Origin of the sequence: Leucobacter sp. Ag1, from assembly GCF_000980875.1 — a bacterium.
In the GTDB taxonomy this organism is placed as follows: domain Bacteria; phylum Actinomycetota; class Actinomycetes; order Actinomycetales; family Microbacteriaceae; genus Leucobacter; species Leucobacter iarius.
Genome location: NZ_LAYO01000104.1, coordinates 92696 through 100827 on the forward strand (window position 1 = coordinate 92696; position 8132 = coordinate 100827).

7 protein-coding genes are annotated in these 8132 nt (G+C 71.5%); 3 read left to right on the forward strand and 4 right to left on the reverse strand.

The genetic code is table 11. The features are described from left to right. Positions 1–49 precede the first annotated feature (49 nt). The 4 genes from XM48_RS12260 to XM48_RS12275 form a co-directional block, all read right to left on the reverse strand. Positions 50–814, reverse strand: coding sequence for an amino acid ABC transporter ATP-binding protein (locus XM48_RS12260; RefSeq protein ID WP_046456106.1), 765 nt, complete (start codon positions 812–814; stop codon positions 50–52). Further along, complete coding sequence (locus XM48_RS12265; RefSeq protein WP_084821162.1) at positions 811–1785, reverse strand: amino acid ABC transporter permease; 975 nt, start codon at positions 1783–1785, stop codon at positions 811–813. The genes XM48_RS12260 and XM48_RS12265 overlap by 4 nt, the downstream gene beginning before the upstream one ends. Before the next feature lie 21 nt (positions 1786–1806). Then, positions 1807–2712 carry an ABC transporter substrate-binding protein gene (locus XM48_RS12270; protein ID WP_046456107.1) on the reverse strand — a complete coding sequence of 302 codons (906 nt, stop codon included), beginning with the start codon at positions 2710–2712 and terminating at the stop codon, positions 1807–1809. Positions 2713–2777: 65 nt separating this feature from the next. Beyond that, the gene (locus tag XM48_RS12275) at positions 2778–4466 is read right to left on the reverse strand and encodes an amidohydrolase (protein ID WP_046456108.1); all 1689 of its coding nucleotides are present in this window, start codon (positions 4464–4466) and stop codon (positions 2778–2780) included. A gap of 144 nt (positions 4467–4610) precedes the next feature. On the opposite strand from XM48_RS12275, the gene XM48_RS12280 reads away from it, so the two are divergent. From XM48_RS12280 to XM48_RS12290, 3 genes are all read left to right on the forward strand, one after another. After that, complete coding sequence (locus XM48_RS12280; protein WP_046456109.1) at positions 4611–5597, forward strand: LacI family DNA-binding transcriptional regulator; 987 nt, start codon at positions 4611–4613, stop codon at positions 5595–5597. 200 nt (positions 5598–5797) lie between these two features. Beyond that, entirely contained in the window at positions 5798–7561 is a 1764-nt protein-coding gene (locus tag XM48_RS12285) for a phospho-sugar mutase (protein WP_046456110.1), read from the forward strand. Further along, the coding region (locus tag XM48_RS12290; protein WP_304413617.1) for an NAD(P)H-hydrate dehydratase at positions 7558–8132 on the forward strand (575 nt) is incomplete at its 3' end. The genes XM48_RS12285 and XM48_RS12290, both read left to right, overlap by 4 nt.

Here is an 8132-nt window from a genome sequence, read left to right on the forward strand (position 1 = left end):
CCGGCCGCGCGGTCCCGATCCGGCTCCCCCGGACCGGGACCGCACGCGGTCACAGCACCTTCGAGAGGAAGTCCCTCGTGCGCGCCTCGCGCGGATCCACGAGCACCTCGTGCGGCGATCCCTGCTCGACCACGACGCCCTCGTCCATGAAGGTGACCGTGTCGGCCACCTCACGGGCGAAGCCGATCTCGTGGGTCACCACGATCATGGTCATGCCGCTGCGCGCGAGCTGCTTCATGACCTCGAGCACCTCGCCCACGAGCTCGGGGTCGAGCGCGGAGGTCGGCTCGTCGAACAGCATGAGCTTCGGACGCATCGCGAGCGCACGGGCGATGGCGACGCGCTGCTGCTGCCCGCCCGAGAGCTCGCTCGGATACGCGGCGGCCTTCTCCGAGAGCCCCACTTGTTCGAGCAGCTCGCGGGCGTGCGCCTGGGCCGCCTGCGGCTTCTCGCCCTTCACCGTGATCGGCGAGCACGCGATGTTCTCGAGCGCCGTCATGTGCGGGAAGAGGTTGAAGCGTTGGAACACCATGCCGATGTCGCGGCGCTGCGCGGCCGCCTCCTTGGCGGGCAGCTCGTGCAGCTTCCCGCCGCGCTCCCGGAACCCGATCAGCTCGCCGTCGACGCGGATGCTGCCGCCCTCGATGCTTTCGAGGTGGTTGATGCAGCGCAAGAACGTCGACTTGCCCGAGCCCGACGGGCCGAGCAGGCAGCTGACCTCACCCGGTCGCACCTGCATCGACACCCCGCGCAGCACGTGGTTGTGCCCGTAGGCCTTGTGGACCTGGTCGGCCTCGACCATGAACTCGCTCATGAGACTCTCCCGTTGTCGCCCGTGTCGGCGCCGAACGCCGGCACGACGCTGATCACCTTCGTCACGCCCTTGCCCGCGCGCGGCCCCTTCGGCCCGCGGCTCACGCGGCGCACGTGGCCCCGCGAGAACCTGCGTTCCAGGAAGTACTGGCCGACCATCATGATCGAGGTGAACGCGATGTACCAGACCGATGCCACGAGCAGCAGCGGGATCGGGTTCAGCGTCTCCGACGAGATGTCGCGGGAACGGGTGTAGAGGTCGAAGCTGTAGGGTACGGCCGTGACCAGCGATGTGGTCTTCAGCATGCCGATGATCTCGTTGCCGGTCGGCGGGATGATCACGCGCATGGCCTGCGGCAGCACGACCTTGCGCATGTTCTGCCCCCAGCTCATGCCGAGCGCCGTCGCGGCCTCCGTCTGGCCGGGATCCACGGCGAGCAGGCCCGCGCGCACGATCTCGGCCATGTACGCGGCCTCGTTCAGGGCGAGGCCGAGCACCGCGATCCAGAACACGTCGAGCAGGTCGGCGGTGCCGAAGGAGAACCAGGGCTGCTGGGTCGGGAGCCCCACGGTCACGGTCTTGTAGATCGTGGTGAACAGGCCCCAGAAGACGAGCTGCACGTACACCGGGGTGCCGCGGAAGATCCAGATGAACGCCCAGGCGACGGCGACGAACACCCGGTTCGGGCTCTGCCGCATGACCGCGAGCAGCACGCCGAGGGCGATCGCGACGATCATGGAGTAGGCGGTGAGCTGCAGGGTGATGCCCGCCGACTGCACGATCCGCGGATCGAACAGGTAGGTGCGGAACGCGTTCCAGTCGTAGGCCTCGCGGCCGGCCGCGTCGATGATGACGGCGACGACGGCCAGCAGCAGGACCACGGCGACGACCGTGCGCCACGGGTGCTTCGCGCGCGCGGCGCGGATGCGCACCTCGGGCGGGATCCCGAGGTCGGGAGCGGATGCTCTCATGGTGACGGAGACTCCTGACGGCTACTTGGTGGCGGCGTTGATGGTGATCTTGTCGATCGCGCCCTGCTCGACGCCCCAGTACTGCAGGAGCTTCGAGTAGGTGCCGTCGTCCGACAGATCCTGGACGGCGGCGCGCAGGGCCTCGGCGAACTCGCCGCGATCCTTCTTGACGATCGCGCCCGAGAGCACCTCGTCGTAGATGGGCGAACCGATGAGCTTGCCCTTGCTGAGCTTCACGGCGTAGCTCGTGACGGGCGAGTCCGAGACCATCGCGTCGGCGCGGCCGAGGGTCAGCGCCGCGGTCTGCTCGTCCTGGGTGTCGTAGCCGAGGATCTCGATCTTGCCCTTGCCCGCGGCGTCGCACTTCTTCTGCACGGTGGGCAGGTAGTCGAGGATCGCGGAGCCGCCGTTCTGGGCACCGACCTTCATGCCGCAGACCTGCAGCTCCTCGGTGATGGGCTTGTCCTTCGGCGAGGCGAACTGGTTGCCTGCCTTGAAGAAGTCGATGATGTCCATCGTCTCCTGGCGCATCTTCGAGTCGTAGTAGCCGCCGATGCCGAGGTCGTACTTCTCGCCGAGGATGCTCGGCACGATGTTGTCGAACTTGGCGACGCGGTACTCGGTCTCGAGCCCGAGCTTCTTCGCCGCGGCGTTCATGAGATCGACCTCCCAGCCGATCGGCTTGCCGTTCTTGTCCTTGAACTCGTTCGGCGCGTAGGTCGGGTCGACGCCGATGATGATCTTGCCGGCCTTCGAGACCTCGGCCGGGACCTTCTCGGCCGCGTCCTTGTTCACCGTGATCTTGGTGAGGTCGACGCCGGTCTGGTCGCCGCTCTTCTTGTCGTCGACCTGCGGCGCGCAGGCCGCGAGGCTCGTGATGGCGACCGCCGTGACGGCGGCGAGGGCGAGGGTGCGCTTCAGCGACATGGGGGGCTCCTTTGCGTGGTGTGCGGAAGTGGGGTGGTGGTCTGGGTCGGGCCGGAGCCCGCGGTCTATGCGGCCGGGTCGGGCGATCCGGCCGCATCGGTCGCGCGGAACACGGATCGACCGCGCGAGAAGGTCTCGACCGTGCGGGTGCGCGCGATCTCGGAAACGGGGGCGACGAAGGGATTGCGGTCGACCACGGTCAGGTCGGCGGCGAAGCCCGGGGCGATCGTGCCGACCTCGTGCTCCCATCCGTTGATCTCGGCGCCGCCGCGCGTGTAGGCGCGGAGCGCCTCGCCGAGGCCGAGGCGCTCGGCGGGCACGAACACGCGCTCGTTGCGGTCGGGGTGCCCCTCGGGGTGCTGCCGGTTCACGGCCACGTGGATCCCGAGCCAGGGGTCCGCGGTGGTCACGGGCCAGTCGGACCCGGCGACGAGCTGCCCCTCGGCCTCCGCAATGCTGCGGAAGGGGTACTGCCACTCGGTGCGATCCTCGCCGATGAGCGGCACGTTGAGGTCGACCATCTGCGGGTCGTACGACGCCCAGAGCGCCTGCATGTTCGCGGCGACGCGCAGCGCTCCGAAGCGGGTCACATCGTCGGGGTGCACCATCTGCAGGTGCGCGATGTGGTGCGTCGCCCCCGTGTCGCCGTTCGCGGCGCGCGCCGCGGCGACCGCATCGAGGCACTCGGAGACCCCGCGGTCGCCGATGGCGTGGAAGTGGGCCTGCAGACCGTCGGCGTCGAAGCGCGTCACGATCCGGTTCAGCAGTTCGGGCTCGACGAAGGAGATGCCGGTGTCCCCCGCATCGCCGCACGCGCAGCCGGCCGGGAGGTAGGGGACGCTGACGGCTGCGGTCTTGTTCTCGACCACGCCGTCCTGCATGATCTTGATCGTCGTGATGCGGAAGCGATCCCCCTGGAACTCGCGGCGCACGGCCTCGAGTTCGGGGATCTGCTCCTCGCCCCGGGTGCGGTCCCACCAGAGGGCTCCGTTGACGCGGGCGTGCAGCTCGTCGCGCTCGATGGCCTCGCGGTAGACGTGCACCTCCTGCGCGCTGTGGTTTCCGTAGTCGCCGATCAGCGCGTCCTGCCAGCCGGTGATCCCGAAGGCGTGCAGGTATTCCTGCGCAGACATGAGCGCCGCGTACATGTCGGCGTGCGTCGGCTCGGGAGCGAGTCCGAGCACCAGCATTCGGGCGCCCTCGTGCAGCGTGCCCGTCGGCTCGCCGTCCGCATCGCGCTCGATGGTGCCGTCGGCGGGATCCGGGGTGTCGCGGGTGATCCCCGCGAGCCGGAGCGCCGCGGTGTTCACCCAGGTGCTGTGGTGGTCACGGTTCGAGATCGCCATCGGCCGGTCGGAGCAGATCGCGTCGAGGTCGGCGGCCAGCGGGAATCCGCCGGGGAATGCGGCCATCTGCCAGCCACCGCCGAGGATCCAGGGAGCCTCGGGGTTCGCCTCGACGTAGGCCCGCACCGTCGCGAGGTAGTCCTCGCGCGTCCATCCGTCCGAGAGGTCGCAGCCGAGGCGCTCGAGGCCGCCCTCGACGGGGTGCACGTGCGAGTCGACGAGGCCGGGCAGCAGCAGCCCGCCACTCAGGTCGACCACGCGGGTCTCCGGGCCGATCAGTGCCGCCACCTCGTCGATGCCCACGGCCGCGATCCGGTCGCCGATCACTCCGACGTCGGTGCGCACCGGCTCGGCGCCGCTGCCGTCGAAGACCTCGCCGCCGGTGAAGGCGATCGTGAGCTGCTGCATGGGTTCCCGCTTCGTCGGGATCGAGGCGTTGCTGCGGGGCCGGACGGCCGAGCATCATCGCTCAATCGTTTTAGGTTAATCGTTTGAGTGGAAGATAGCATTGGAGTCGAACAGCCCGCAAGCCGCCGAACGAGGAGCACGCAGATGACCACCACCCTCGCCGACGTCGCGCGAGAGGTCGGCGTCTCGACGGCGGCGGCCTCCCTCGCGATGAACGGCAAGCCCGGCGTCTCGGCCGCGACCCGCGACCGCGTGCTCGAGGCCGCCCACCGGCTCGGCTACCGCCCCAACCCCGCGGGCCGCGCCCTGCGCAGTTCCCGCGCCGGCGCCATCGGCCTCTACCTGCCCAACTCCGCCGTGCACTTCGGTTACTACACCGAGGCCACCAACGGCGTCGCCGAGGCCCTGCACCGCAGCGGGATCCCCCTGCTCGTGCTGCCCAACGCGGCCCACGGCGCGCGCCTCGACACCTTCCCAGCCGTCGACGGCTACCTCATGATCGAGCCGCACTCCGACGACCCCGGCGTCGCCGAGATCCTCGCCCAGGACCTGCCGGTCGTCACCGGCGACCGTCCCCCGCGCGGCTTCGGCGACCCCTGGGGCATCGTCGAGTCCCCCAACGGGGAGCTCGTGCGCACCGTCTTCGACCGGTTCCTCGCGGGCGGCGCGAAGCGACCCGGCATGATCCAGATCGAACGGGTCTCGGAGTGGACCCTGGAGCTCGAGGCCTCCTACCTGGCCTGGTGCGCCGAGCACGGCCTCGAACCGCGCATCGCCGAGGTCGGGTTCCACGACTCGAACGAGGAGATCCTGCGCTCCCTCGCCGGCTTCTTCGACGAGACCTCGGGATGCGACGCAGTACTCACCGCCGGCGACGGCATCGCGGTGCGCATCGCCGGGATCCTGCGGTCCCTCGGCAAGCGCGTCGGCACCGATGTCCGACTCATCTCGGGCGTCGACAGCCCGCTCATGGAGTTCCACACCCCGTCCATCACCGCCGTCGACCTGCAGCCCCGCGAGTTCGGCCGCGCCTGCGCCGAGCTGCTGCTCGAGATGCTCGACGCGGAGCGGCCCGAGCAACCGATCCGGCGCACCGTGCCCTCGCCCCTCGTGGAGCGGGCCTCGGGCTGACCAAATCGACGCAGAGCGGCGGCAAGTTGCGTCGAGTGGCGGCAAACCCACCGAATCGGGCCCGATTCCATGCGTTTGCCGCCGCTCGACGCAGAGCATCCGCCCGAGACCCCGAACACCCCCGCGACGCGCCGGGACCGCCGCCGCGCGGGTGCTAGCGTGAAGCATCGACCGCTGGGGGAAACGCGGAAGGGGCAGTGATGACCGAGACCACCGACGCTCAGCTCTGCGCGGATGCGCGCGCCTGGGCGGCCCAGGATCCCGATCCCGAGACCCGCGCCGAGGCCGAGGCCCTGGCCGACGCGGTCGAGGCCGGCGACGACGCCGCGCGCGCCGAGCTGCGCGACCGCTTCGACGGCCGCCTGGGCTTCGGCACCGCGGGACTGCGCGCCGAGCTCGGCGCCGGACCCCGACGGATGAACCGGGTCGTCGTCTCGCAGACGAGCGCCGGTTTCGCCGCGTATCTGCGCGACCGCGCGACGCGCGGCGAGACGACGAGCCCGCCCACCGCGGTGGTCGGCTACGACGGCCGCGTGGGCTCCGAGGTGTTCGCGCGGGACACCGCCGAGGTGCTCGCGGGCGCGGGGATCCGCGTCACGCTGCTGCCGGAGGCCGGGCCCACCCCGCTCACCGCGTTCGCCGTGCGCCACCTCGGCGCGTCGGCCGGCGTGATGATCACCGCCAGCCACAACCCGCCGCGCGACAACGGCTACAAGGTCTACCTCGGCGACGCCGACGGCGGATCCCAGATCGCGCCGCCCGTCGACGCCGAGATCGCGGCCCGCATCGCGGTCGCCGCCGAACGACCGTTCTCGGAGATCGCCCGCGGCACCGGGATCACGATCGCCGGACCGGGGCTCGCCGACGCGTACGTGCGCGAGACCGCGGCCGCGGTCGTCGCGGGGATCGCACCCGAGGCCGAGTCCGACCTCACCGCTTCGCTCACGGTCGTCTACACCGCCATGCACGGCGTCGGCGCCGAGCTCGGTCGCCGCGTGTTCTCGGCGGCGGGCCTCCCGCACGTGGTGCCGGTGCCCGAGCAGGACCGCCCCGACGGCGAGTTCCCGACCCTCGCGTTCCCGAACCCCGAGGAGGAGGGCGCGCTCGACTTCGCCTACGCGCTCGCGAGCGACGTCGGCGCCGACCTGATCGTCGCGCACGACCCCGACGCCGACCGATTGGGCCTCGCGGCCCCGGATCCGGCGAACGGGGGCGCCTACCGCCGCCTCAGCGGCAACGAGCTCGGCCTGCTGCTCGGCTGGCGCGCCGCCGAACGACGGCTGCGCGAGGCCGAGCGCGACGACCTCCCCGTCTCGGGTGCGCTCGCGAACACGATCGTCTCCTCGCCGGCGCTCGGCGCCGTGGCTCGGGCGCACGGGCTCGGCATCGTCGAGACGCTGTCGGGGTTCAAGTGGGTGTCCCGCGTGCCCGACCTGGTGTTCGGTTACGAGGAGGCGCTGGGGTACCTGCCGTTCCCCGGGGTCGTCCGCGACAAGGACGGGATCCAGGCGAGCGCCGACGCGATCGCGATGGTGCGCGAGCTCGCCGCGGAGGGACGCACCGTGTGGGATCGCCTCGACGAGGCGTCGGAGCGGTTCGGCCACTTCGCGAGCGCGCAGGTCGTGGTGCGGCTCGACGGCATCGACCGGGTGGAGCGGCTCGCCGAACTGATCCGGCAGGATCCGCCGACCGCGTTCGACGGCGTCGAGGTGAAGCGCTTCATCGACCTCCGCGCGCCCGGTGCGGCCGAGGTCCCGGCGAACGTGCTCCGCTTCGACCTCGCCGGAGGGTCCCGGATCATGATCCGGCCGAGCGGGACCGAGCCGAAGCTCAAGATCTACCTCGATGCGCGGTCGGGCAAGGGATCCGTGGCCGATCGACGGCGCAAGGCCGAGAAGCGCCTGCGGCGCCTCGAGGCCGCGATCCGCGAGCACCTCGACGGATTGCAGGCGGAGTCGGCGTGAGCACGCTCGAGCGCTGGTCGCCCGACCGCGCGGCGGCCTGGCTCCGGCGTCCATCGCCCGAGGACCACAAGTACCGGCGCGGCGTGCTCGCCGCGCGCACGGGTTCGGCGCAGTATCCCGGCGCCGCCGTGATCGGCGTCTCGGCCGCGTGGCGCACCGGCATCGGCATGGTCCGGTACGTCCCGCCGCTCGAGGACGCGCCTCGGGATCTGCCGGCACCGGCCGCGGCCGTGCTCGCCCGGCACCCCGAGACCGTGCTCGGCGCGGGACGCTGCGACGCCTGGCTGCTCGGATCGGGCACCGATCCGAGCACGCGCACGGCCGCCGAAGAGGCCGGGGTCGTCGCGCTGCTGCGCAGCGGCACCCCGGCCGTCGTCGACGCAGGGGCGCTCGATCTCGTCGCACGCGTCGCCGGCGAGACGGGCCCGCTGATCCTCACTCCGCACCTCGGAGAGTTCGAACGACTGCACCGCGGCGCCCCGCTCCCGGACGACGGCTCGCCGGGCGGCATCGCGCGACGCGGCGAGGCCGCCGTCGCCCTCGCAACCGAGCTCGGCGCCGCCGTGCTGCT

Excerpts from the sequence above, each read along its gene's own strand:
- XM48_RS12265 (WP_084821162.1), bottom strand. The coding sequence starts at position 1,785 with ATGAGAGCATCCGCTCCCGACCTCGGGATCCCGCCCGAGGTGCGCATC.
- XM48_RS12270 (WP_046456107.1), bottom strand. The coding sequence starts at position 2,712 with ATGTCGCTGAAGCGCACCCTCGCCCTCGCCGCCGTCACGGCGGTCGCC.
- XM48_RS12280 (WP_046456109.1), top strand. The coding sequence starts at position 4,611 with ATGACCACCACCCTCGCCGACGTCGCGCGAGAGGTCGGCGTCTCGACG.
- XM48_RS12260 (WP_046456106.1), bottom strand. The coding sequence starts at position 814 with ATGAGCGAGTTCATGGTCGAGGCCGACCAGGTCCACAAGGCCTACGGG.
- XM48_RS12275 (WP_046456108.1), bottom strand. The coding sequence starts at position 4,466 with ATGCAGCAGCTCACGATCGCCTTCACCGGCGGCGAGGTCTTCGACGGC.
- XM48_RS12285 (WP_046456110.1), top strand. The coding sequence starts at position 5,798 with ATGACCGAGACCACCGACGCTCAGCTCTGCGCGGATGCGCGCGCCTGG.